This is a genomic window from Amycolatopsis albispora, from assembly GCF_003312875.1.
GTDB classification, from domain to species: domain Bacteria; phylum Actinomycetota; class Actinomycetes; order Mycobacteriales; family Pseudonocardiaceae; genus Amycolatopsis; species Amycolatopsis albispora.
Map to the genome: position 1 here is coordinate 2,264,703 of NZ_CP015163.1, position 22,535 is coordinate 2,287,237.

At 71.6% G+C, this 22,535-nt stretch carries 22 protein-coding genes; 12 read left to right on the forward strand and 10 right to left on the reverse strand.

Going from position 1 to position 22,535, the window contains the following annotated elements; translation table 11 throughout:
• Positions 1 to 51: 51 nt before the first annotated feature.
• Entirely contained in the window at positions 52 to 1,812 is a 1,761-nt protein-coding gene (locus A4R43_RS10505) for an alpha-L-arabinofuranosidase C-terminal domain-containing protein (RefSeq protein ID WP_236808890.1), read from the reverse strand.
• 11 nt (positions 1,813 to 1,823) lie between these two features.
• Positions 1,824 to 2,543: a carbohydrate binding domain-containing protein gene (locus tag A4R43_RS43910; protein WP_236808891.1), complete on the reverse strand. Its 720-nt coding sequence runs from the start codon at positions 2,541 to 2,543 to the stop codon at positions 1,824 to 1,826.
• 199 nt (positions 2,544 to 2,742) lie between these two features.
• On the opposite strand from A4R43_RS43910, the gene A4R43_RS10510 reads away from it, so the two are divergent.
• The 6 genes from A4R43_RS10510 (at position 2,743) to A4R43_RS10535 (ending at position 7,178) form a co-directional block, all read left to right on the forward strand.
• Positions 2,743 to 4,050: an MFS transporter gene (locus tag A4R43_RS10510; protein WP_236808892.1), complete on the forward strand. Its 1,308-nt coding sequence runs from the start codon at positions 2,743 to 2,745 to the stop codon at positions 4,048 to 4,050.
• A gap of 18 nt (positions 4,051 to 4,068) precedes the next feature.
• Positions 4,069 to 4,395 (forward strand): hypothetical protein, encoded by a 327-nt coding sequence (locus tag A4R43_RS10515; protein ID WP_113692157.1) that lies wholly within the window; start codon positions 4,069 to 4,071, stop codon positions 4,393 to 4,395.
• A gap of 70 nt (positions 4,396 to 4,465) precedes the next feature.
• Complete coding sequence (locus A4R43_RS10520; RefSeq protein WP_113692158.1) at positions 4,466 to 5,614, forward strand: serine hydrolase domain-containing protein; 1,149 nt, start codon at positions 4,466 to 4,468, stop codon at positions 5,612 to 5,614.
• A gap of 39 nt (positions 5,615 to 5,653) precedes the next feature.
• The gene (locus A4R43_RS10525; protein ID WP_113692159.1) at positions 5,654 to 6,073 is read left to right on the forward strand and encodes a DUF4326 domain-containing protein; all 420 of its coding nucleotides are present in this window, start codon (positions 5,654 to 5,656) and stop codon (positions 6,071 to 6,073) included.
• A 52-nt stretch (positions 6,074 to 6,125) separates the two neighbouring features.
• Positions 6,126 to 6,710 (forward strand): hypothetical protein, encoded by a 585-nt coding sequence (locus A4R43_RS10530; protein ID WP_113692160.1) that lies wholly within the window; start codon positions 6,126 to 6,128, stop codon positions 6,708 to 6,710.
• Positions 6,711 to 6,755: 45 nt separating this feature from the next.
• The gene (locus A4R43_RS10535) at positions 6,756 to 7,178 is read left to right on the forward strand and encodes a YkvA family protein (protein WP_236808894.1); all 423 of its coding nucleotides are present in this window, start codon (positions 6,756 to 6,758) and stop codon (positions 7,176 to 7,178) included.
• 1 nt (position 7,179) lies between these two features.
• Here the strand turns inward: A4R43_RS10535 and clpX are convergent, their stop codons facing one another.
• Both clpX and A4R43_RS10545 read right to left on the reverse strand, forming a co-directional pair.
• Positions 7,180 to 8,400, reverse strand: coding sequence for an ATP-dependent Clp protease ATP-binding subunit ClpX (gene clpX, locus A4R43_RS10540; RefSeq protein WP_113692162.1), 1,221 nt, complete (start codon positions 8,398 to 8,400; stop codon positions 7,180 to 7,182).
• 81 nt (positions 8,401 to 8,481) lie between these two features.
• Positions 8,482 to 10,113: an alkaline phosphatase family protein gene (locus tag A4R43_RS10545; RefSeq protein WP_236808896.1), complete on the reverse strand. Its 1,632-nt coding sequence runs from the start codon at positions 10,111 to 10,113 to the stop codon at positions 8,482 to 8,484.
• 110 nt (positions 10,114 to 10,223) lie between these two features.
• On the opposite strand from A4R43_RS10545, the gene A4R43_RS10550 reads away from it, so the two are divergent.
• Both A4R43_RS10550 and A4R43_RS10555 read left to right on the forward strand, forming a co-directional pair.
• The gene (locus A4R43_RS10550) at positions 10,224 to 10,781 is read left to right on the forward strand and encodes a TetR/AcrR family transcriptional regulator (RefSeq protein WP_113692163.1); all 558 of its coding nucleotides are present in this window, start codon (positions 10,224 to 10,226) and stop codon (positions 10,779 to 10,781) included.
• A complete protein-coding gene (locus tag A4R43_RS10555; protein ID WP_113692164.1) occupies positions 10,778 to 11,956 on the forward strand; it encodes an MFS transporter in 1,179 nt (392 codons plus the stop codon). The genes A4R43_RS10550 and A4R43_RS10555 overlap by 4 nt, the downstream gene beginning before the upstream one ends.
• On the opposite strand, the gene A4R43_RS10560 is transcribed toward A4R43_RS10555, so the two are convergent.
• The 3 genes from A4R43_RS10560 to A4R43_RS10570 form a co-directional block, all read right to left on the reverse strand.
• Entirely contained in the window at positions 11,925 to 12,569 is a 645-nt protein-coding gene (locus tag A4R43_RS10560; protein WP_113692165.1) for a DUF998 domain-containing protein, read from the reverse strand. The two genes, A4R43_RS10555 and A4R43_RS10560, sit on opposite strands and share 32 nt — an antisense overlap.
• Before the next feature lie 78 nt (positions 12,570 to 12,647).
• A complete protein-coding gene (locus tag A4R43_RS10565) occupies positions 12,648 to 13,370 on the reverse strand; it encodes a GAF and ANTAR domain-containing protein (protein WP_113692166.1) in 723 nt (240 codons plus the stop codon).
• A gap of 11 nt (positions 13,371 to 13,381) precedes the next feature.
• Positions 13,382 to 14,218: a patatin-like phospholipase family protein gene (locus A4R43_RS10570; RefSeq protein ID WP_113692167.1), complete on the reverse strand. Its 837-nt coding sequence runs from the start codon at positions 14,216 to 14,218 to the stop codon at positions 13,382 to 13,384.
• 22 nt (positions 14,219 to 14,240) lie between these two features.
• On the opposite strand from A4R43_RS10570, the gene A4R43_RS10575 reads away from it, so the two are divergent.
• A complete protein-coding gene (locus A4R43_RS10575; RefSeq protein WP_236808897.1) occupies positions 14,241 to 14,882 on the forward strand; it encodes a dihydrofolate reductase family protein in 642 nt (213 codons plus the stop codon).
• Here A4R43_RS10575 and A4R43_RS10580 read toward each other — a convergent pair.
• Genes A4R43_RS10580 through A4R43_RS10590 form a run of 3 tightly spaced genes read right to left on the reverse strand, consistent with a single transcriptional unit; the run spans position 14,870 to position 19,306 of the window.
• On the reverse strand, positions 14,870 to 16,144 hold the full coding sequence (locus A4R43_RS10580; RefSeq protein WP_113697485.1) for a serine/threonine-protein kinase: 1,275 nt from the start codon (positions 16,142 to 16,144) through the stop codon (positions 14,870 to 14,872). The two genes, A4R43_RS10575 and A4R43_RS10580, sit on opposite strands and share 13 nt — an antisense overlap.
• 52 nt (positions 16,145 to 16,196) lie before the next feature.
• A complete protein-coding gene (locus tag A4R43_RS10585; protein ID WP_113692169.1) occupies positions 16,197 to 18,119 on the reverse strand; it encodes an enoyl-CoA hydratase in 1,923 nt (640 codons plus the stop codon).
• On the reverse strand, positions 18,116 to 19,306 hold the full coding sequence (locus A4R43_RS10590; protein WP_113692170.1) for a pyridoxal-phosphate-dependent aminotransferase family protein: 1,191 nt from the start codon (positions 19,304 to 19,306) through the stop codon (positions 18,116 to 18,118). The genes A4R43_RS10585 and A4R43_RS10590 overlap by 4 nt, the downstream gene beginning before the upstream one ends.
• 212 nt (positions 19,307 to 19,518) lie before the next feature.
• Here A4R43_RS10590 and A4R43_RS10595 point away from each other — a divergent pair, with 212 nt between their 5' ends.
• The 3 genes from A4R43_RS10595 (at position 19,519) to A4R43_RS10605 (ending at position 22,458) form a co-directional block, all read left to right on the forward strand.
• On the forward strand, positions 19,519 to 20,832 hold the full coding sequence (locus A4R43_RS10595; protein ID WP_113692171.1) for an SLC13 family permease: 1,314 nt from the start codon (positions 19,519 to 19,521) through the stop codon (positions 20,830 to 20,832).
• Positions 20,833 to 20,926: 94 nt separating this feature from the next.
• Positions 20,927 to 22,090, forward strand: a complete 1,164-nt coding sequence (locus A4R43_RS10600) for an AAA family ATPase (protein WP_113692172.1) — start codon at positions 20,927 to 20,929, stop codon at positions 22,088 to 22,090.
• A gap of 14 nt (positions 22,091 to 22,104) precedes the next feature.
• On the forward strand, positions 22,105 to 22,458 hold the full coding sequence (locus A4R43_RS10605; protein ID WP_113692173.1) for an MmcQ/YjbR family DNA-binding protein: 354 nt from the start codon (positions 22,105 to 22,107) through the stop codon (positions 22,456 to 22,458).
• Positions 22,459 to 22,535: the final 77 nt, after the last annotated feature.

A 22,535-nucleotide genomic window follows, 5' to 3' on the forward strand; every position in this document is an offset into this window, starting at 1 on the left:
TGGCTTTCATAGCGTCTGGCGCTATGAAAGCCACATTCATTGCACGGACGCCTACGGGAGGGGGCGCAGGCGCAGGAAGGTGATCGAATGCGGCGGGAAGGTGTGGTCGAACGACGACGACAGCCCGTCCACAGTGGACTCGACCGGCCGGATGGGCGTGGCGGTTTCGGTGTTCACCGCGTCCGGCGCGCCCGCCAGTGTGGTGACCCGCCCCCGCGGCGCGACCCGCGTGCCGCCCAGGTCGATCCGGGTCGGGGCGGCCGACGCCTGCGCGTTGACCACCTTCACGATCAGCTCACCGGTGGCGAGATCCCTGGTCACCACCTGGCGGAACGGCTCGGCCACCTTGTCGTCCGTGAACTCGCCCCATTCGACGCCGTCCAGGTACAGGGTGACGTGGCGGTCGCGCACCTCGATCCGGAGGTCGTAGGTCCGGCCCTGCTCGATCCGCGTGCCGTTCTCCACCAGGGTCTGCTTCGCCCCGCCGGTGGCCTTCTCCACGGCCGAGCGCGTGTTCGCCCAGCCGCCCAGGTTCCACCAGTAGTAGTCACCGCTGCCGCGCACGCCGAAGCCGACCAGGAAGCCCTCCGCCCCGGCCTGCTTGGTCGCCTTCACCGACAGGTCGTAGTTCCGCCAGCTCGGGTCCCCGGCGGTGACCATGGTGTTCTCGGCGGCCACATCGGACTGGACGTACGCGCCGCCGTCCACCGTCCAGTTCCCGCGCCCGCTGATGTTCGTCCACTTCCCGGCGCCCGCGGAGAAGTCGTCGGCGAACAACGGGGTGCCGTCGGCCGCGGTCACCGTGACGTCGTCGTAGCGCGCGCTGGTCGCCCACGTCGAAAGGCCCACCGCGCCGGTGATCGGGCCGTTCACGATCGGCGTCGGCGTGGCCGTGCTCGGCACCACGCGGTCACCGACGTTGGTCATGAACAGCTTCTGCGTCTCGTAACTGGTGGAGCCCCACGACGCCGCGTTGGTGAACCAGATCAGATCCGGGCGCCACTGGGTGTTGTCCCGGTCGGCGAGCAGGGGCGCGTACGAAGCCAGCCGCACCACGTCGGCGTTGCGCTCCAGCCCGGTCATGAACGCGGCCTCGGCCAGCGAGTTGGCGAAGCGGTTGTCCTGCGAGGCGTATTCACCGAGGAACACCTTGGGCCCGTTGCGATCGTAGGTGTCGTACCGGTTGTTGTTCTCCAGGAACCACTGTGGACTGTTGTAGTAGTGCTCGTCCACCATGTCCACCTTGGCCGCCCGGTTCAGCTCCCAGGCGCGGTCGAAGGTGGCGCCCGCGTCGTCGGGGCCGGAGTTGCTGATCACGGTGATCTCCGGGTACTTCTCGTTGATCGCCTTGCGGAATTCGGTGAACCGCGCGAAGAACTCGTCCGGCAGGTTCTCCTCGTTGCCCACGCCGAGATGCGTCAGCCCGAACGGTTCCGGGTGCCCCATTTCCGCGCGCCGCGCGCCCCACGGCGAGTCGGCCGGGCCGTTGGCGAACTCGATCAGGTCCAAAGTGTCCTGGATGTGCCGCCGCAGCAGTTCCGGGTCGTCGGTGGCCTGGTTCTGCCCGCACCCGGTGACCAGCGCGGGCACCACCGGCAGCGGCATCGCGCCGATGTCCTCGGCGAACTGGAAGTACTCGTAGTACCCGAGCCCGTAGGACTGGTTGTAGCCCCAGAAGTTCGCATTGGTGGCGCGTTCCTCGACCGGGCCGATGGTGTCCTTCCACTGGTACGAGCGGCGGCGCTCCCAGCCCGGTGCTTCGTAGCCCTCGTGGCTGCCGGTGTTGACCAGGCAGCCGCCGGGGAAGCGCACGAAGCCCGGCTTCAGCGCCGCGATCTTCTCCGCGAGGTCGGGCCGCAGGCCGTTGGGCCGGTTCTTGTAGGTGTCCGGGGAAAGAGCGAGACCATGTCCAGGCTGACCGACGCGCCCGCGCTCACCGTGAGCCGCCCGGTCGCGCTGGACTCGCGTGCGGTGAAGCTGCCGGTGAACTTGGCCCACTCCCCCGCCCGCGACGTGACCAGCACCGGCCGCGCCAACGCCGTGCCATCGGCGTCGGTCAGACTTGCGGTGAGCGGCGCGTCGCCGCGGGCCCACACGGAGAAGTCGTACCGCTTCCCGCGTTCGACCGCGATTCCCGCGTTGTACCCGGTGTTGGTCACGGCGAACGAATCGCCGGTCACCTCCAGCCGGAGGTAGCGGCGGTTGCGCTCGTTGAGCCTGCCCTCGTCGTCGGCCACGGTGGCGGTGCCGCCCGTGGTGGCCGGGGTCCACGCGGTCAGCCCGGTGAACGAGGCGTGGTCCGCGCGGTCGAATTCGAAGGACCGGTTCCGCACCAGCTCGGCGTACAGCCCGCCGTCGGCGGCGTGGTTGATGTCCTCGAAGAACACGCCGTACATGCTGCGTGGCAGGTCGGGTCCGGCCGCCGCCGGATCGATCTCGAGCCGGTAGGCGGGTTCGGCCTGCGCGGCCACCGGCACGGGCACGACCGTCAGCGCGGTGAGCGCGGCCAGGGAGAGCCCGAGCCGCAGTGATCGTCTGGACATCGCTGTCCTCTCGCAGAGATCCGGCAGATACCTGACATGTGAGCGCTAACATTCAGCTGGCCGCCGTCGCCCGCTGTCAACCGAGGTCCGGCCGGCCGCACAACGGGCCGTTGACATCCGGCGCAGTCCACTTCTAGGGTTCGCTCACATACCGCACGTTGTTCGAAATCTCGAACACCACGACGATGGGGTCGTACCTTTGGAAGCCGACATCCCCCGCGGCGCGATCCGCAAGATCACCCTGCGCCTGCTGCCCCTGCTGGGCCTGCTCTACGTGATCGCCTACATCGACCGGTCCAACGTCGGCTTCGCGAAGCTGACGTTGCAGGCCGAACTCGGCCTCTCGGCCACCGTGTTCACCCTCGGCCAGGTGTTCTTCTTCGTGGCGTACGCGCTGCTGGAGGTGCCGAGCAATCTCGCGCTGCACCGGTTCGGCGCGCACCGCTGGCTGGCCAGGATCATGCTCACCTGGGGCCTGGTCACCGTGGCGACCGCGCTGGTCAGCGAAACCTGGCAGTTCTACCTGGCCCGCTTCCTGCTCGGCGCGGCCGAAGCGGGCTTCTTCCCCGGCGTGCTCTACTACCTGACCCGCTGGTTCCCGTCGGCGCACCGCGGCACCGCGATCGGGCTGTTCATGCTGGCCGGCCCGGTCTCGTTCATCATCGGCAATCCGCTCATGGGCGGGCTCAACGACCTGCACGGCGTGTGGGGGCTCGACGGCTGGCAGTGGATCTTCCTCGCCACCGGCGTGCCCGCGGTGCTGGCCGCGCCGGTGGTGCTCTGGCTGCTGCCGCGCGAACCGGACACCGCGCGCTGGCTCACGCCCGCCGAACGCGGCTGGGTGCGAGCGCGGCTCGACGAGGAAGCGGCGGAGGTCGGCTCGCAGCCGCACAATCCGTGGGCGGTGCTCAAGGACCGCCGCGTGGTCTCGCTGGCCGTGTTCTTCCTCTGCTTCCCGCTGGCCACCTACGGCCTGGCGTTCTGGCTGCCCACGATCGTCGACGGCTTCGGTGAGCTGTCCGGGTTCTCGGTCGGGCTGCTTTCGGCGATCCCGTACCTGTGCGTGATGGCCGGGCTGGTGGTGGTGCCGAAGCTGGCGAAAACGCGTGGCACGCCGTTCGGCTGGCTGGCGCTGATGCTCGGGCTGAGCGCGGGCGGGTTCCTGGTGGCGGCGTTCTCCGGCAGCCCGTGGCTGCAGATGCTGGGCATCTGCGTGGCCTCGGTCGGCGGGTACGCGGCGCAGCCGGTGATGTGGGGCATCGTGCCGAGGTTCCTCTCCGGTGCGGCCGCGGCGGCCGGGATCGGCGCGATCAACGGCATCGGCAATCTCGGCGGCGGCTTCGGCCCGATGGGCATCGCGGCGGTCGTGGACGCCACCGGTTCCGCGCTGACCGGGCTGATCTTCCTCATCGTGGTGTCGGTGCTGGGCATACTGGGCACGTTCGCCCTGCGCCGCGTGCTGCGCGCGGCGCCGGTAACGAAGCCGGAGCCCGTGGCGAGTCCCTGATGACCCCCGGGAGGCGGCATGGCGATCCACTACTACGACTCGTCCGGACTGTGGATCGCCTTCCGCCGCCGGGAGAGCGACCGGTTCCTGTTCAATTCGCGCGCGGAATGGATCGGCTGGTTCCCGTGGGGCGACGCCGACGCGGTCACCACCACCGGCGACTACCTCGGCACCGTCGTCGGCGACCGCCTGCTGCGGCGGCACCACCAGCCGTATCGCGGTTACCCCGGGACGCCGGGCTTTCCCGGCTACCCTGGGCATCCCTCTTATCCGGGCCACTGGGGACCGCGCGCACTGCCGACCGGCTTCGTGGACGTACCCACCGGCCTGCTCAACCCGGCCTGAGCGATGAGGAGAACCGGCCAGCGGACTCGCTGGCCGGTGAGTTTCACGCTCGTCGCTGGTCTGTCCGGGTATGGACGAGTTGCAGCAACTGCTGGACACCCACGTCACCACCGGATCGGTCCCCGGCGCGGTGGCGCTGGTGGCACGCGGTGACGAGGTCAAGATCCGCACGGCCGGGTACGCCGACATCGAGACCGCCACGCCGATGGCCGCCGACTCGATCTTCCGGCTCGCCTCGATCAGCAAGCCGATCGTCGCCGCCGCGGTGCTGGTGCTGGTCGAGGCCGGGGTGCTGACCTTCGACGACCCCGTCGCCAAGTGGTTGCCGGAACTCGGATCGCCGATGGTGGTGCGGACTCCCGGCGGGCCGGTCGACGACGTGGTGCCCGCGGTCCGGCCGATCACCGTGGCGCACCTGCTCACCTCGACCGCGGGCTACGGCTTTTCCTCGGACTTCTCCCTCCCCGCCGTACAGGCCCTCTTCAGCGTGCAGCGCGACGGCCGCGAACCCCAGCACGTGCCGCCGCCGGACGAGTGGCTTGCCGCGCTGGCCCGCGTCCCGCTGGTCCACCAGCCGGGCGGCGCGTGGCTGTACAACACCTGCTCCGACCTCCAGGGCGTGCTGATCGCCAGGGCGAGTGGCCAGTCACTGCCGGAGTTCCTCGCCGAGCGGGTGTTCGAGCCGCTGGGCATGATCGACACCGGGTTCTCCGTGCCGGAACGCGACCGCCACCGGCTCACCACCTACTACCGCCCCGGCCCCGGCGGCTTCGAACCAGCCGACGGCCCCCAAGGCCAGTGGAGCACCCCGCCCGCGTTCCCGTCCGGTGCCGGTGGCCTGGTCTCCACCGCCCGCGACTGGCACCGGTTCGCGAGGATGCTGCTGGCCGGTGGTGAGCACGTGCTGTCCGCGGACTCGGTACGGCGGCTGACCACCGACCAGCTCACCCGGGCCCAGCGCGAAGGCAGTGAACTGTTCCTGGAGGGCCAGAGCTGGGGGTTCGGCGGCGCGGTGGACGTCGACCCGGTCGATCCGTGGATCGTGCCGGGCCGGTACGGCTGGGTCGGCGGGACCGGCACCACGGCGCACCTGGTGCCGTCGGCGGGCACGGTCACCGTCCTGCTCACCCAGCTGGCCTCGGACGGCCCGGCCGTCCCGGCGGTGATGCGCGAGTTCTGGCTGCTCACCACCCGGGAAACCGGCCCCGGATCGCCTTGATCGAGTTGCCTGGCCCCGAGCCGCACCTAGGGTGGGGCCATGACGTGCAGCGGACTGCCGGAGCAGGCGTCCCGGTGGACCGAGGACGAGCAGGAACGCGCCGAGTTGGTGCTCGGCGGGCAGGCCACCGTGGTCAACGTCCGGAAGAACGGGCCACACCGGCGGCTGGTGCCGTGGCTGGCCGAGGCCGGCCTGCTCACCTACATCGGCCACGCCGGGACCAGGCACTCGTGGCCGGAGTCGGACTTCGCCAGCCCGTTCGTGGCCGAGGCCAGGACCGATCGCGCGCTGGCGGTGCGCCTGTACGAGGAGTGGCTGGACCAGCAACCGCACCTGCTGCGGCGGCTGGGCCTCGGTGAACTGCGCGGGCGGGCGCTCGGCTGCTGGTGCGCGCCCCTGCAGTGCCACGGCGACGTGCTGGCCGGGCGCCACCGCGGCCCGCTGATCTCGATCAGGTAACGCCAGTTAGGTCCGGCGGACGAGGCAGGGCGCCGATTCCTAGGGTGCCCGGGTGACCTCGCTCCACGCCTCCCCGCACGCACCCGCGCGGCCCGCCTCGCTGACCGCCGCCTCCCTGCTCGCCATCGGAGTGCCGGTGGTGGTGATCGGCCTGACCGTGGCCGCCTGCGTCAGCATGATGAGCTGGATCGGCGGTGTCGCCGACGGCACCGCCACCCGTGACGACGGCACCGCGTTCACCCAGGCCAAGCGGGAGTCCGCGGAGGCGGTCTCGCCGTACGTGCTGGGCAGTTTTGCCGCCGTGCTGGCGGTTTTCGCGTTGCTGTCCGTGCTGTGGATCGTGCTCGGCCTGCAACTGCGCAAGGGCAGTTCGGGGGCGCGGACCACGCTGGCCGTCTTCGCCGTGCTGTGGCTGCTGTTCGGCCTGCTCGGCGCCGCGGGCGGCGCACTGCTGCTGTCCCGAGTGGACAGTTACTTCCACGACGCCTACACGATGAGCATCCCGGCGAGCCTCCAGCCGCTCGGCTACGCGCACGCGACGGTGGTCATCGTCGGCATGATCGCCTTCCTGATCCTGGCCTACCTGCCGGCCTCCTCGGCCTACGTCAAGGCGACGACCATCGCCCGCCGCGCCTAGACTCGAAACGTGGCCTTACTCGGTGTTCTGCTTGTCGTACTGGGCGTGTCGACCCTGCTCTTCCGGGACGCCGACGTGCTCGGCCTCCCGGCGACCGGGTTCGGCATCGGGCTGGCCGTGCTCGGCGCGGTGGTGTTCGCGGGCGGGCTGGCCTGGCGCGCGGCGAAGCGGCGGCGCCGGATAGCCGCCGGTGAGCCCGAGCCCGCCGGGAACGTGCTCGAACGCGCCCGCGCGCTGCCCCGGCTGCTGCGTGCCCGCCGCGAGGGCTACACCGGGCTGCCGAAGAGCCGGATCGCGCTGTGGGCAGTGGCGCTGGTGTACCTGGTCTCGCCGATCGACCTGGTGCCCGAGCTGCTGCCGGTACTCGGGGTCACCGACGACGCCGGTGTGCTGGTCTGGCTGCTCACCAGCATTTCCGCGGCCTCCGGGGTGTTCCTGCGCTGGGAACGCGACCGCGTGCGCCAGTGAGTCACGCCGACCAGCTCGCCCTCGGCACCACCACCGGGCGGACGCGGTCCAGCACGGTCTCACGGCCGATGACCACCTCAGTCACGTCGTCGCGGCTCGGCACCTCGTACATCACCGGCAGCAGCACCTCTTCGAGCACGGCCCGAGTGGCCCGCGCGCCGGTGCCGCGCAGGAGTGCCTGCTCGGCGATCGCCTCGACCGCCTCGCCGGTGAACCGGAGATCGACGCCGTCGAGCGCGAGCAGCTTGCGGTACTGCTTGATCAGCGCGTCACGGGGTTCGGTGAGGATGCGCACCAGCGTCGCGCGGTCGAGCGGCCGCACCGCCGAAAGCACCGGCAGCCTGCCGACGAACTCCGGGATCAGCCCGTACCGCACCAGGTCCTGGGGTTGCACCGGCGGCAGCCCGCCGGTGCGCAGGTCCGCGCCGAAGCCGAAGCCACGCCGCTCGCCCGTCCGCTCCAGGCCGTCGAACGCGCCCGCGGCGATGAACAGCACGTTCGTGGTGTCGAACTGCAGCGACTCCTGGTGCGGGTGCTTGCGCCCGCCCTGCGGCGGCACCGAAACCACGCTGCCCTCGAGGATCTTCAGCAGCGCCTGCTGCACACCCTCCCCGGACACGTCCCTGGTGAGCGACGGGTGCTCTGACTTGCGCGCGAGCTTGTCCACCTCGTCGAGGTAGATGATGCCGGTCTCGGCGCGGGCCAGGTCGTGGTCGGCGGCCTGGATCAGCTTGAGCAGGATGGTCTCCACGTCCTCGCCCACGTACCCGGCTTCGGTGAGCGCGGTGGCGTCGGCGATCGCGAACGGCACGTCCAGCAGTTTCGCCAGGGTCCTGGCCAGGTGCGTCTTGCCGCAGCCGGTCGGCCCGAGCAGCAGCACGTTCGACTTCCCGAGTTCGACCGGCTCGGCCTGGTTGTCCTTGGCGTGCCGCCCGGCCGCCGCCGCCCCGCGCTCGATCCGCTTGTAGTGGTTGTAGACCGCCACCGACAGCGCGCGCTTGGCGGCGGGCTGGCCGACCACGTACCGGTCGAGGTACGCGCGGATCTCCTGGGGGCGCGGCAGTTCCGCCGTCCCCCGCGCAGCGGGCTCGGCGATCAGCGCCGTGCACTCGCCCACGCACTCGTCGCAGATGTGCACCCCGGACGGGCCGGCGATCAGCCGTCCCACCTGGTGCTGCCCGCGCCCGCAGAAGGAGCACCGTGCCCGCTCACCGGCTGCCATCCGGAAGTACTCCCCGCATTTCAAATGTTCACACCATCTCGATGCCGAGAGTATGCCGGATCGTGGTCGCGGGCAAGCGGCTCACCTCGCGAACGCGGTCAGGAACCGGTCACGGAACTCATGCATCGGCCAGACCGGCGCACCCGGTCCCGGTCGCAGGCCCGCCTCCCACCCCCACGCCGCGGCCCGGTCGAGCAGCGCCGGGTCCCGCGCGACGAGCGTGACCGGCACGTCCCAGTCGGCGCCCTCCCCGGTGACCATGGTCGAAGGCTGGTGGTCGCCGAGGAACACCAGCACCAGGTCGCCGCCGCCGTGAGTCTCCACATAGGACAGCAGCGAAGCCAGCGAGTACGCCACGCTTTCGGCGTAGGCGCCGCGGATCAGCGCCGGGTCCGACCACATGCCCTCGACCGGCGGCCGCCCCAGCGAGTGGTAGACCGAGCCGTCACCGACCGCGGCCCAGTCGAGCACCGGCGGCGGGGGCGCCCACGGCCAATGACTGGACACCAGGTCGATCTCCGCCATCACCGGCTGGTCGCCGTCCACCGCGCGCTCGTTGCGATGGAAGGCGGACAGGGTGAACTGGTCGGGCATCGTCACGTACGAAGCCGACGGACCCTGGTAGCCGACGTTGCGTGCTTCGTAGTACCGGTCGTAGCCGTAGAACTCGCCCTCCGGCCAGTCCCGCGTGTGCGCCGGGACGTCGCCGACCGTGCGCCAGCCCGCCCGCTGGAACGCGCCGCCGAGGGTGAGCCGGTCGCTCGCGAGCAGGGTGTCGTAGCGCTGCTCGTTCTTGATCCACAGCCCGGACTGCAGTGTCGAATGCGCGAGCCAGCTGCCCCCGCCGGTGGTCGGCGACGTGAGGAAGGCGCTGCGGGCGTGGAATCCGGCGGCACGCAGCCGGTCGGTGCCCGCGTCGAGCAGCGGGCCGATCCGGGCGGCCACGTCGGACCCCTGCACGGCGAACCGGCCGTAGCTCTCCACGAAGGTGAACACCACATCCTTGCCGCGCAACGCGGTCAGCAGCTGGTCACCCGGCACCGCGGCGAACGGGTCCGGCGCGGCGGACTCCCCCGCGAACGCCTCCTGATCACGCAGATCGGCGCGCACCTGACGCAGGTCCTCGTAGGCGAACGCGACCGCGCTGTTCGCGGCGACCGGCTCACCGGGCACAAACTGCACCCCGGTCACCGCGCAGCCGATCCACCCCGCGCCGAGCACCGAAACCACGCGGGTCGAGGTCGTCCGGTGCCCGGCCACCAGCCGTGCCAGCCGCACCGCCGACAGGGCCAGCAGCACCACCAGCGCCAGTGCGAGCACCACGATCCCGGCCGCCGCCGCGTGCGCACCGGCCTGGCCGAGCGAAGTGACCATCAGGTCGAACGCGGGCCCGGACAGCGCCCAGTCGAACACCGGGTGGAACGGGCGGTCCAGCGCGATCCGGAAGCCGATGCCGATCAGTTTCAGCAGGGTGACCACGCCGAGCAGCGCCCCGGCGAGCACGGCGAGCACCCGCCGCGGGCGCACCGGCAGCACGAGCACCAGTGCCATCCCGGCCAGCGCTTCGACCGGGATCCGCGCGAACGCGCCCGGGGTCAGCCGGTCCGGTTCGTCCGGCACCACCAGCGCGGCGAACACCAGCAGCGCGGCCGCCACCAGCCCGGCGCGCGCGAGCAGCCGCCTCACCGGCCGGGTCGCGGATTCTTCGCTCACTGACGGGAAGTCCTTTCCGGTGGTCCTGCCGGATAGCACGGCCGGCGGGGGCCGGTGGTTCACCCGCCGCCGATGTGTACAGTCGTACGCATCGACCGGAGTGGAGTGGCATGACCGCACAATCCGCACGCCGCAGGCGGTTCGACCCGGAACGGCGTGAGCGCATCATCGAAGCGGCCATCGACGTGATCGCCGAACGCGGGGTGGCCGGCACTTCCCACCGCACCGTGGCCGAGGCCGCCGACGTGCCGCTCGGCTCGCTCACCTACCACTTCGAAAGCCTCGACGAACTGCTGCGGCTGGCCTTCACCCGGCTCGCCGAGCGCATGCACGGCCGGTTCGACGCCGCGCTCGCCGCCATTCCCGAAGGCGGCGACGGCCGCGAGGGCGTGGTCCGGATCATCTGCGACGAGAGCCTCGGCTTCGACCGCGACCTGCTGTTGATGGTCGAGCTCTACGTGCTGGCCATTCGCAAGCCCGCCTTCCGCGAGCTGATCCAGGACTGGATGAACGCCAGCCGCCGCTCGCTGGCGCGGCACTTCCCGGCCGACTCGGCGCCCGAGATCGACGCGCTGATCGAGGGCATGGTGCTGCACAGCCACCTGTCCACCGAGCCCTTCGACGCCGAGCGGGTGCGGCGCGCGGTCCACCGGATCACCGCCTCATGAGCACCCCGGAGATCCGGCGGTGGCGTGCCGCCCTGTTCGCCATGTTCCTGCTCACCGGCATCACCTTCGCCTCGTGGGTGACCAGGACACCCGCCATCCGCGACGCGGTCGGCGCGTCCACCGCGCAGCTGGGCGTGATCATCGCGGGCCTGTCGGTCGGTTCGCTGTTCGGCATCGCGGTGGCCGGGAAGCTGGTGGTGGCCAGGGGCGGCCGGTTCGTGATCGCGCTCGGCGCGGTGGCCATGGTGGGCGGGCTGCTGCTCATCGCGGCGGGCGCGGCGGCCGGCGCGGGCTGGCTGGTCTGCGGCGGGCTGGCCTTCTTCGGCCTCGGCATGGGGGCGTCGGAGGTGGCGCAGAACGTCGAAGGCGCCGAGATCGAACGCGCGCTCGGCGCCTCGGTGCTGCCCGCCATGCACGGCTGCTTCAGCATCGGCACCTTCGCCGGTGCCCTCGCCGGGATCGCGCTCAACGCGCTGGCCGTGTCGGTGGCGCTGCACGTCGGCACCTCGGCCGCGTTGATGGCGGCGGTGTCGATCTGGGCGGTGCGCGGCATTCCCGCGCACGCGCCCGCCGAGCAGGACACCGGTGGCAAGGCGGGCGCGAAGGTCTGGCGGGAACCGCGGGTGGTGCTGATCGGCGTGATCGTGCTCGGCATGGCGCTCGCCGAAGGCTCGGCCAACGACTGGCTGCCGCTGATCACCGTGGACGGCTTCGGTGCCACGGCCACCGTCGGCTCGGTGGCCTACGCGTTGTTCGGGCTGGCGATGTCGATCGGGCGGTTCAGCGGGAGCCGCCTGCTCGCCCGGTTCGGCCGCACCACCGCGATGCGCGGCAGCGCGGTGATCGCCACCGCCGGGGTCGCGCTGGTGGTGTTCGCCCCGGGCATCGAACTCGCCGCCGCGGGCGTGGTGCTGTGGGGGCTCGGCACCTCACTGGGCTTCCCGGTCGCGCTTTCGGCCGCCGGGGACGAACCGGACAACGCGACGGCGCGGGTCAGCGCGGTGGCCACGATCGGCTACCTCGCCTTCCTGGTGGGACCGCCGCTGCTCGGCCTGCTCGGCGAGTACGCCGGGCTGCGCAACGCGCTGGTGGTGGTGCTGGTGATGCTGCTGGTCGCCGGTGCCTGCGCACCGGCGGTCCGGGTCAGGGATCGCGCAACAGCGTCTCGCCCTTGATCCACCACGCCACGCCGAACGCGAAGATGGCCAGGGATTCCAGCCACAGCACGGGTTTCAGCGCCGCCAGCTCGTCGGCGAGCCACAGTCCCTCGAGCGCGATGAGCACGAGGCAGACCAGCATGACCACGCCGCAGGTGCGGTAGACGCGGTTGCGCCAGGTCTTGCGCCGCGTCGGCTCACCGCCGGTCCTGGTGAACAGGAACAGGCTGAACACCGCCAGCGTCACGAAGAACACCGCGGCGCACACCACGTGCACGGTTTCCACCACCCGCTGGCCCGGCGTCGGATCGGGACCGGCGATCGGGAACAACGCGACCCCGATCGCCGCCACCGCGGCCACGTCACCGCACAGGTCGTCGATCCGGTCGTGCCCGCGGTAGGAGAACAGGAAGGTGCCGACCGCGCACATCGCGCCGACAAAAACCCCGCGCATCACGCTGTGGTAGTAACCGCTGATCGACGGCAGCAGGTCACCGCCCTCGATCAGCAGCTTCCCGGCGATGAGCACCACCGGCAGCGCCAGGCCGATCACCCCGACCGCGCGCCGGAGGAACAGGTACGAGTGCACCAAGCTCAGCTGGGACGTCTGGACCGAGGCTGCCGGCTGCATGCAGGTCAGTGAAACACCGCCGGGCGACGGTGAAGCGAAGCGAACACGAATTGTTGCGAAAGGTGACCCTGGGTGCGATCAACGCGATTCGTCGAGGTCCGCCCGCCGGGCCGCCAGCGTCTCGGCCACCTCGGTGAGCTTGACGTTGAGCGTCTGCGAAGCGCGGCGCAGGAAGGCGAAGGCGTCTTCGGCGGACAGCCCGCGCCGCTCCATCAGGATGCCCTTCGCCTGCCCGATCACGTCACGGCTGTCGATCGCCCGGCGCAGCTGGACGGCTTCGAGTTCGGCGCGGGTGACCGCCTCGGTGCGCGCGAGCGCCAGCGACGCGTGGGTCGCGAGCAGCAGCGCCACTTCCCTGGCGTCCTGGCCGAAATCGCCGTCGGATGCGCGGTAGATGTTGAGCGCGCCGGAAAGCCGCGGTGGGCGGGCGTCCGGCACGAGCGCGGTGGACAGCACGGCGTGGTACCCGTGCCTGGCCGCCGCCGGGCCGAACCGCGGCCACGGTGAGTCGGTGCCGAGGTTCACGCTGTGCGCGCACGCGGGCCCGTCGGGACGCGCGGCGTCGAGGCACGGTCCCTCGCCGGTGTCGTACTGCACCTGGTCGAGTTCGAGCGCGACCGGCGCGGTCTCGACCGGGGTGTGGAAGCGCCCGTCCGGGGAGCGCAGCGTGATCGAGACCAGCTCGGCACCGGGCACCACCCGGTACGCCGCGTCGACCACCCGCTCCAGCACCCCGGCCGTGGTCTCGGCGTCGAGCAGCACCCGGGTCAGCCGGGCGAATTCCGCGTTCTCGTCAGCCATCACCGCCCACCCTATGCCCAGACCGCGCGGATGCCGTCCACCGCCGACCGCGCCTGCGTGTACCCGGCCCGTGCCGCCGCCGCCCGCGCGGCCGGGTCGAGCACGTTGCGGCCGATGGCGGCGAGCGCGGCCCGGTCCGGGCTGACCAGCGCGACCTGCGCGTGTTCCCGCAGGGCGGCGACCTGCTTGCCGACCGGCGTCATCGGGCCGATGCCGCGTGGCAGCGGCGCCAGCACCACCACCCGGTCCGCGCCGGTGGCCAGGTCCGCGTTGGAGCCCGACCGGACGCCGCCGTCGAGGTAGCGGTGGCCGTCGATGGTCACCGGCGGCCACACACCCGGCACCGCGCAGCTCGCCGCGACCGCGTGCACCAGCGGGACACCGTCGTGCCGGTCGAACGCGCGGAACCGGCCGCTGACCGCGTCCACCGCGGTGATCAGCAGCCGCCGCTCCGGCCACTCGCGGACCGGCAGCCGTGACTCGATCACCGCGATGCGGTCCGCTTCGGACGCTTCGGTGTGCGCACGCAGGGCGATCCGGCCGATGCGGGCGCGGAACCGCCGCGGCGACGGCAGGCCGACCATGGCCAGCGCGAACCGCAGCAGCAGTCCGCGGTCCAGCGCCGCGGCCAGCTCGCCGTCGGGCGGTTCGAGCTGGGCCCGGTACCGGACGGCCGGCTCGACCCCGGCGGCGACCTGCGCGCCCACCACCGAACCGGCCGAGGTGCCGATCACCAGGTCCGCGGTGCCGAGGTCCACCCCGGCTTCGGCGAGCCCGGTCAGCATTCCCCATTCCCAGGCGATCCCGGTGATGCCACCGCCGCCGAGGACCAGTGCGCGCTGCGTCATCGGCCCATCATGCCCGGCACCGATGAGTTTCGCCGCGCCCCCGAGTCTCAACGGGCAGGACGACTACAGCGAGGAGATCGACATGGGCAAGGAATCCGGGGCGTTCGTGCGGTGGCACCTGACGATGTCACTGGACGGGTTCATCGCCGGGCCGGACCACCGCATGGACTGGCTGGAAACCGGGGTGACGCTCGCGCCAGGGGTGTTCGAGCACGCCGTCGAGACCACCGGCGCGATCCTCGCCGGCCGCCGCGGCTACGACGCGGGTGTGGCGCAGGTGGGCGCGGGCAACACCGCCAAGCAGGCCTACGGCGGCGCGTGGAACGGCCCGATCTTCGTGCTGACCCACCACCCCGAGGACGCCGTGCCCGAGCCGGGGCTGACCTTCCTCAACTGCGACATCGCCGAAGCGGTCGCCATCGGGCTCGAAGCCGCGAACGGGAAGGCGCTGGAGATCTTCGGTGCCGACCTCGCCCGCCAGTGCCTCGAGCGGAACCTGATCGACGAGTTCTCCGTGCACCTGGCGCCGGTGATGCTCGGCGACGGCATCCGGCTCTACGACGTGCCCGGTGGCAAGGCCGTGCGCTGGCACCGGATCCACGACGGCGACCCCACCGAGGCGATCGACCTCCGGTTCCGGCCGGCCCCCGGTCAGGAGGACTGACAGGCCACCGCGGGCAGCACCGGGTTGTCGGAGTGCACCCCGGCGACCAGGCCGAAGCTGGTGCTGCCCCCGGCGGCCAGCCCCACGCCGGTCACCGTGATCTCCTCGCCGTGCTGGGCCATCCGGCCGTTCCACAGGTGGTTCACCGTGTGCCCGCCGGGTTGTGCCCATCGCACCGCCCAGCCGTCGATGGCCGCGGTGTCCACATTGCGCACGGTCACCCGGCCCTCGTAGCCACCCGGCCACGAGCCGGTCACCTCGAACCGCGCTTCACACATGCTGGGCGCGGCAACCAGGTCGGGCGTGCCGGTGACCGCGTGGTCGCCGCCCGCCGCGTACCCGGCGAGCATGCCGCCCCCGGCCAGTCCGGCGGCGGCCAGTCCGAGCACCACCGCCGCGCGCCACCGGCGGCCACCACGGCGCACCGGCTGCCACGGGTCCGGCCCGGTCACCGGCGAAAGCACCGGCAACGCCGCCGGACGCGGCCGTGGTGGCGCCAGCTCGGCGTGCACCTGCGCCATGGTCGGGCGTTCGGCGGGGTTCCGCCGGAGCATGCGCAGCAGCAACCCGGTCAACGGCCCGCTGCGACGTGGTGGACCGATCTCACCGCCGACGATCCGCATCAGCATCGCCGCCGTGCTCGGTTCTTTGCCGTACGGCGGTTTTCCCTCCAGCGCCGCGTAGAGCGTGGCGCCCAGGGAGTACACGTCGGAGGCCGGCGTGGCTTCCGCTCCCCCGGCGACCTCGGGCGCGAGGTAGGCGGGAGTGCCCGCGATGTACCCGGCCGCGGTCACCGTCGCCTCACCGGGCGCGTGCGAGATGCCGAAGTCGGCGATCTTCGCGGTCTGCCCCGGTCCGAGCAGGATGTTGCCCGGGGTGACGTCGCGGTGCACGATGTCCAGTTCGTGTGCCGCGGCCAGCGCCGACGCGACCTGCGCGCCGATCCCGGCCACCTGGGCCACCGGCGGCGTCCGCCCGCCCTGCAGCAGCGCCGCCAGGCTCAGCGGCACGTACTCCATGATCAGATAGGTGCCCTCGGCGGTGTCCACCACATCGTGCACGGTCACCGCGCAGGGGTGCCGCAACCTCGCCGCCACCCGCGCCTCACGCATCGCACGGGGATCATCGATCCCCAGTCGCTTGACGGCGACCACCCGGCCCAGCCGCTCGTCACCGGCGCGCCACACCGCGCCCATCGCACCTTCGCCCACGCGGTCCGCCAGCCGGTAGCGCCCCGCGATCACCACTCCGCTGTCCGTCACGCCGGGCACACGGATCAACCCGAGTCGCGGTTCATTCCGATCTCGGACTTTTTCAGCGGCCCGACCAGTCCGGCCGTTCACCGGCGAGGAACGAGCGCACGCCGGTGGCGAAATCCTCGCTGCCGAACACCGCGGACGCCACGTCGTCGTCGGGCACCAGCAGGCGGCGGCGCATGCGGCGGACGATCTCCTTGCTCGCCCACTGCGTCAGCGGCGCGCCCCGGCGCAGGTCGCCGAGCAGCCGCTCCACCGCCTCGTCCAGTTCCTCCGGCGCCACCAGCTCACTCAGCAGCCCGGCGCGTTCGGCGGCAGCGGCGTCCAGCAAGCGCCCGCGCAGCAGCAGGTTCAGCGCGGGTCCCGGCCCGGCGTGCCCCACCAGCAGCGAGATCGTGTTGGCGGACAAGCAGTTCCCGAGCGTTCTGGCGATCGGCACGCCGAACCGGGCGCCGGTGTCCGCGATCCGCAGGTCGCAGGCCGCCGCGAGCGCGAGCCCGCCGCCCGTGCAGGCCCCGCGCACCACGGCCACGGTCGGTTTCCGGACCGCCTCCAGCCGATCGACCACGCGGGTGATCTTCGCTTCGTAGTCGATGCCGTCCTGCCCGGTGCGGAACTCGGCGAACTGCCGGATGTCCGTGCCCGCGACAAACGCCTTGTCACCGGTGCCGCGCAACACCAGCACCCGCACGGCCGGATCGGCGTCCGCCCGTTCGCAGGCCCGGTAAAGCCCTTCGTACATGGCGAAAGTGAGCGCGTTCCGCGACTCCGGGCGGTTGAACGTCACGGTCAGCACGTCGTTTTCGAGTTCGACGAGCAGATCGTCACCGGGGTCGTCGACCGGCGCGAACTCGGCGAGCACCTGTTCGGTGTGCTCGCCGAAATCCGGCCCGGCCGTGTCCCGGCGCGCGGGCGTGCGGGAGAAGCGCATGGGCGAGCCGAGCTGGCGCACCCGCCCGGCGGCCGGGTGCTCGGCGTCCCAGAAGAACTCGCGCTGGGTGAGGTGGTCGTCGGTGAACACCTGCGTGTAGTCGGCGATCGGCGCGCACGGCACCCCGGCCGCGGTCAGCGTCTCGACCAGTTCGGCGGTGGTGTGCTCCCGCGTGGTCCGCTCGATCTCCGGGATCAGCTCGCCGCGCAGCGCGAGCCGCGAGGTGCTGCTTTCGTATCGCGGGTCCTCGAACAGGTCGGGGCGGCCGAGCGCCTTGGTGAACGCGGCCCAGGTGTTCGGCGTGATCGCGCCGACGGTCACCCAGCCGTCCGCCGCCTCGACGGCCTGGTAGGGCGCCTGCGACTGGTGCGCGGTGCCGTGGCGCTGGCCCGGTTCACCGGTGGCGAAGTAGCGGCCCGCTTCCCAGACGGCGAGCGAAACCCCGGACTCCAGCAGGGAAACGTCCACGTGCTGGCCCTCGCCGGTCCGGTCGCGGTGCCGCAACGCCGCGGTCACGGCCAGCGCCACGTACAGCCCGCAGGTCAGGTCGCAGACCGGCACGCCGACCTTCGCCGGTCCGGAGCCGGGATCGCCGGTCACCGACATCAGCCCGGACCGCGCCTGCGCCATGATGTCCAGGCCCGGCTGTTCGGCCAGCGGACCGTCCTGCCCCCAGCCCGAAGCCGAGGCGTAGACCAGTCCGGGGTTCGCGGCCAGCAGTTCGTCCGGACCCAGGCCCAGCCGCCGCATCGCGCCGGGGCGCAGGTTCTCCACCACCACGTCCGCCGCGGCGGCCAGCCGGAGGAACGCCTCGCGGCCCGCGTCCGACTTGAGATCGAGTTCGACGGCTTCCTTGTTCCGGTTGAGCCGCAGGAAAGTACTGCTCACTCCCCCGACGAACGGGCCGGTGGCGCGGACCGGGTCGCGGGCCGCGCGCGACTCGACCTTGATCACCCTGGCACCCAGGTCGGCCAGCTGCGCGGTGGCGAACGGCGCCGCCATGAACACCCCGACCTCGAGCACCGTGATGCCGTGAAGCGGTCCCGTCACCTTGCCTCCCGATCGGTCCGGCTCGCCGCCGCGAGGCGGTCGAGCGCCGCGTTGACGCCGTCCGGCCGGATCGGCACCCCGGACAGCGCCAGGCCCATCTGCACCCCGGACAGCGTTCCGGCCAGGCTCAGGTCGTTGAAGGAACCCAGGTGGCCGATGCGGAACACCCGCCCGGCTAGCTTGCCCAGCCCGGCGCCGAGCGACATGTCGAACCGGTCCAGGATGAGCGCGCGGATCTTGTCCGCGTCGTGGCCTTCGGGCACCACCACCGCGGTCAGCGCGGCGGAGTGCTCACGTTCGTCGGCGCACAGCACTTCGAGGCCCCAGCCCTCGACCGCCGCACGCGTCGCTTCGGCGTGCCGGAGGTGGCGCGCGAACACGTTCGGCAGGCCCTCGGCTTCCAGCAGCCGCAACGCTTCCCGCAGGCCGTAGAGCAGGTTCGTGGCCGGGGTGTAAGGGAAATAGCCGCGTTCACCGGCCTCCAGCAACGGCCGCCAGTCCCAAAAGGACCGTGGCAGCTTCGCCTTCTCCGAAGCGGCAAGGGCTTTGTCGCTGATCGCGTTGAAGCTGAGGCCGGGCGGCAGCATCAGGCCCTTCTGCGAACCGGCGACGGTGACGTCGACGCCCCATTCGTCGTGGCGGTAGTCGATCGAGCCGAGCGAGGAGATGGTGTCCACCAGCAGCAGCGCCGGGTGGCCCGCGTTGTCGATCGCGGCGCGGATCTCGGGGATCCGGCTGGTCACCCCGGTCGAGGTTTCGTTGTGCACCAGGCAAACGGCCTTGATCTCGTGCGCGCCGTCCTGGCCGAGCAGCTCGGCCACCCGCGCGGGGTCCACGCCGTGGCGCCAGTCCCCCGGTACGAAGTGGACGGTCAGGCCGAGCCGGCGCGCCATCTCCTGCCACAGCGTGGCGAAGTGCCCGGTTTCGAAGCAGAGCACCTTGTCGCCGGGGCTGAGCGTGTTGACCAGCGCGGCTTCCCAGGCGCCGGTGCCCGAAGCCGGGTAGATCACCACCGGGCGCGTGGTGCCGAACACCGGCTTCAGCCCGGCGAGCACGGTCCGGCCGAGTTCGCCGAACTCGGGTCCTCTGTGGTCGATGGTCGGCGCGGCCATCGCCCGGAGCACCGAGTCGGGAACGTTGGTCGGGCCGGGGATCTGCAGGAAGTGCCTGCCGCCCGCGAAACTCATGGCCGGTCCTCTCGGACGTGTCCGCATTACGGAAGTCAACTACCGCCATGTGAACTGTAGCCCGGGTTTGGCGGTGCGGTCGAGCCGTGCGGCCAGGGGCGGCCGCCAGCCTTGACGGTGAGTGTGACCCCGGCCATACTCGCTCAACACGGAAGCTTGATTCCGTAATGCGGAAAGTTGCCCGGTTGTCCTCACCGACCCTGGGAGTACGCATGTCGGTCCAGCTCATCATGATCGCCACGCTGGTGGCGGTGTTCCTGATCGCCACCGTGCTCCCGGTGCACATGGGCGCGCTCGCCTTCGTCGCCGCCTTCGCGGTGGGCACCCTGGTGCTCGGCGAATCCAGCGACGACATCGTCGGCGGCTTCCCCGGCGACCTCTTCGTGATCCTGGTCGGGGTCACCTACCTGTTCGCCATCGCCACCAACAACGGCACGGTGAACTGGCTGGTGCACCGGGCCGTCCGGCTCGTGCAGGGCCGGATCGCGCTGGTGCCGTGGATGATGTTCCTGGTCACCGCCGCGCTGACAGCGGTCGGCGCGGTGGTCCCCGCGGCGGTGGCGATCATCGCGCCGATCGGCATGGGCTTCGCCGTGCGCTACCGGATCAACCCGTCGCTGATGGGCCTGTTCATCATCAACGGCGCCAGTGCCGGCGGGTTCTCCCCGATGAGCATCTTCGGCGGCATCGTCAACGGCGTGGTCACCAGGAACAACCTGCCGGGCGACCCGGTGCTGTTGTTCGTCAGCTCGTTCCTGGTCAACGTGGCGCTGAGCGTGGTGGTGTTCTTCCTCTTCGGCGGGCGCGAACTGCTGGCGCGCGGCCGGGAAACGGTGGCGGAACTGGCCGTGGCGGGCGAGCCGGGCACCGCACGCACCCCGGCACCGAGCACCGGCGGCACCGAATCTTCGGACGACGAAGCGGGCAGGCTCACCGTCGACCGCGCGCTCACCCTGGCCGGGCTGGCCGCGCTCACCATCGGCGTGCTGTTCTTCGACCTGGACGTCGGTTTCACCGCGATCACCGTGGCGGTGCTGTTGTCGCTGGCGTCACCGAAGAGCGCGAAGGGCGCGGTGGCGCAGGTCGCGTGGCCGACGGTGCTGCTGATCTGCGGCATCGTCACCTTTGTCAGCCTGATGGAACGCGCGGGCACGATCACCTTCCTCGGCGACCAGGTGGCGGGCATCGGCGTCCCGCTGCTGGCCGCGGCGATCATCTGCCTGATCGGCGCCGCGGTGTCGGCTTTCGCTTCCACCACCGGCATTCTCGGCGCGCTGATCCCGCTGGCGGTGCCGTTCCTGCTGGCCGGCGAGGTGGGCGCGGTGGGGTTGATCATCGCGCTGTCGATCTCGTCGTCCGTGGTGGACTCGTCGCCGTTCTCCACCAGCGGCGCCCTGGTGGTCGCGAACGCCACCGAGGACACGCGCGAGGCGGTCTTCGGGAAGCTGATGCGATGGGGGTTCAGCATGATCGTGGTGGCGCCGGTGCTCACCTGGCTGGTCTTCGTCGCCCCAGGCTGGCTGTAACCCGGCCCCACGCGAAGCCGCGCCGGTGGCTTCGCCCGCCTCGGCGGAGCCGAGGCAGACAAAACTGTCGGGGTGGTGCGTTAGCGTCCCTGGCGTGCTCACCACACTGGCCGTCGAGAACTACCGCTCGTTGCGTGACCTGGTGCTGCCGCTGGCCAGGCTGACCGTGGTCACCGGGGCCAACGGCAGCGGCAAGTCCAGTTTGTACCGTGCGCTGCGGTTGCTCGCCGACACCGCCCGCAACGGTGCCGTGGCCGCGCTCGCCCGCGAGGGCGGGCTGCCCTCGACGTTGTGGGCCGGGCCTGAGGTGCACGGCAGGGCCGTCCGCGAAGGCCGCACGCCGGTGCAGGGCACGCGCCGCACCAAGCCGGTCGGGTTGCGGCTCGGCTTCGCCGGTGACGAGTTCGGGTACGCGCTCGACCTCGGCCTGCCGGTGCCCGGCGAGTCGGCGTTCAACCTGGACCCGGAGTTCAAGCGCGAGGCCGTCTGGCACGGCCCGGTGCTGCGCCCGGCCACGCTGCTCGCCGATCGCGCCGGGACGGTGGTGCGCATCCGCGAGGACCGCGGCTGGGCGGAGGACCCGCACCGCATCGGCCTGACCGACAGCATGCTCAGCGAGTACGCCGACCCCCGCGCCTGCCCCGAGCTGCTGGTGGTCCGCGACCGGATCCGCTCGTGGCGGTTCTACGACCACTTCCGTACCGACGCCGCCGCCCCGGCGCGGCAGCCGCGCATCGGCACCCGCACCCCGGTGCTCGACCACGACGGCGGTGACCTGGCCGCCGCACTGCGCACCATCCAGGAGTTCGGCGACGCCACCGCGCTGGCCACCGCGGTCGACGACGCCTTCCCCGGCTCCACGCTGTCCGTGGGCAACACCGACGGGCGCTTCGAACTGCGCTTCCACCAGCACGGCCTGCTCCGCCCGCTCAGCGCCGCCGAACTGTCCGACGGCACGCTGCGGTACCTGCTGTGGGTGGCCGCGCTGCTCAGCCCGCGCCCGCCGGAATTGCTGGTGCTCAACGAACCCGAGACCAGCCTGCACCCGGAACTGCTGCCCGCGCTGGCCGCGTTGATCGCCACCGCCGCGAAGGAAGCCCAGATCGTGGTCGTCTCGCACGCCCAGCCGCTGGTGCGCGCCCTCGAGCAGATCTCCGGCGAGGTGGCCTCGCTCGAACTGGAGAAGGAGTTCGGTGCCACCACCCTGCGCGGGCAGGGCAAACTGGACCGCCCGGCCTGGCAGTGGCCCAAGCGCTGAGAACGAAGGAAACCGTGGGACCACAAGAGGTGACCGCGCACGCGCTGTCGCTGCCCGCCGCCGTGGAGGACCACCCGTTCGGCCCCGAGCTGGACGTCTACAAGGTCGAGGGCAAGATCTTCGCCCTGCTGTCCACAAAGGACGAACCGCCCAGGGTGTCGCTGAAGTGCGATCCCGAACTGGCCCTGCACCTGCGGCACGAGCACCCCGCCATCACCGCGGGCTACCACCTGAACAAGCGCCACTGGAACACGGTGGTCCTCGACGGCACCGTGCCCGCCGACGAGCTGCTCGACCTGATCGACCACTCCTACGAACGCGTGGTGGCTGGCCTGCCCAAGGCACTCCGGGTGCGTTACCAGAAGTAACGCAGCTGATCCGGTGCGCGCGGCGATGCCGATCGCCACCACGTTCGCGCTCGCCGCGGCCGCCGTGCCGTCGCCGC

Excerpts from the sequence above, each read along its gene's own strand:
- A4R43_RS10590 (WP_113692170.1), bottom strand. The coding sequence starts at position 19,306 with ATGAGTTTCGCGGGCGGCAGGCACTTCCTGCAGATCCCCGGCCCGACC.
- A4R43_RS10515 (WP_113692157.1), top strand. The coding sequence starts at position 4,069 with ATGGCGATCCACTACTACGACTCGTCCGGACTGTGGATCGCCTTCCGC.
- A4R43_RS10560 (WP_113692165.1), bottom strand. The coding sequence starts at position 12,569 with ATGCAGCCGGCAGCCTCGGTCCAGACGTCCCAGCTGAGCTTGGTGCAC.
- A4R43_RS10575 (WP_236808897.1), top strand. The coding sequence starts at position 14,241 with ATGAGTTTCGCCGCGCCCCCGAGTCTCAACGGGCAGGACGACTACAGC.
- A4R43_RS10595 (WP_113692171.1), top strand. The coding sequence starts at position 19,519 with ATGTCGGTCCAGCTCATCATGATCGCCACGCTGGTGGCGGTGTTCCTG.
- A4R43_RS10550 (WP_113692163.1), top strand. The coding sequence starts at position 10,224 with ATGACCGCACAATCCGCACGCCGCAGGCGGTTCGACCCGGAACGGCGT.
- A4R43_RS10555 (WP_113692164.1), top strand. The coding sequence starts at position 10,778 with ATGAGCACCCCGGAGATCCGGCGGTGGCGTGCCGCCCTGTTCGCCATG.
- A4R43_RS10570 (WP_113692167.1), bottom strand. The coding sequence starts at position 14,218 with ATGACGCAGCGCGCACTGGTCCTCGGCGGCGGTGGCATCACCGGGATC.
- A4R43_RS10520 (WP_113692158.1), top strand. The coding sequence starts at position 4,466 with ATGGACGAGTTGCAGCAACTGCTGGACACCCACGTCACCACCGGATCG.
- A4R43_RS10565 (WP_113692166.1), bottom strand. The coding sequence starts at position 13,370 with ATGGCTGACGAGAACGCGGAATTCGCCCGGCTGACCCGGGTGCTGCTC.
- A4R43_RS10525 (WP_113692159.1), top strand. The coding sequence starts at position 5,654 with ATGACGTGCAGCGGACTGCCGGAGCAGGCGTCCCGGTGGACCGAGGAC.
- A4R43_RS43910 (WP_236808891.1), bottom strand. The coding sequence starts at position 2,543 with ATGTCCAGACGATCACTGCGGCTCGGGCTCTCCCTGGCCGCGCTCACC.
- clpX (WP_113692162.1), bottom strand. The coding sequence starts at position 8,400 with ATGGCAGCCGGTGAGCGGGCACGGTGCTCCTTCTGCGGGCGCGGGCAG.